The sequence below is a fragment of the Gallicola sp. Sow4_E12 genome, assembly GCF_052116305.1.
GTDB lineage: Bacteria > Bacillota > Clostridia > Tissierellales > Peptoniphilaceae > JBQKLI01.
In genome coordinates, this window is sequence record NZ_JBQKLI010000068.1 from 1 (window position 1) to 339 (window position 339).

1 pseudogene is annotated in these 339 nt (G+C 34.2%); it reads right to left on the bottom strand.

Annotated features, from left to right (window positions below):
* Positions 1-147: 147 nt before the first annotated feature.
* Positions 148-339, bottom strand: a pseudogene (locus tag ACTQ46_RS11220) (IS3 family transposase); the annotation flags it as partial.

Consider the following 339-nt stretch of genomic DNA (forward strand, 5'->3'; position numbering starts at 1 on the left):
GTATTCTGCGATATCCATAGTTTTCGTGTTTTTTACGAATCTCTAGGATTTTATTCTTAAAGAAACGATCTGGATCTTCTCGCTTAAAGCGTTTTTGCCAATACATATACGTAGATTTAGGGAATTTTAAAACCGCAAGAATGTCTTTTAGTTGGAAGGATCCTCGGAGATTATGGATGACTCTTGCGATTCGTTCTTTTTGCGTGCTTCCGCTAACCTTAATCTCCTCAATTCTTTTAAAAAGGCATTCTCTATTCGTAGATGTTTATTTTCTTCTTCTAATTCGAGTTCTCTTTTTGTTTTATTGTCCTTTGTATTCTTTGATTGCTTGGAAGTTTT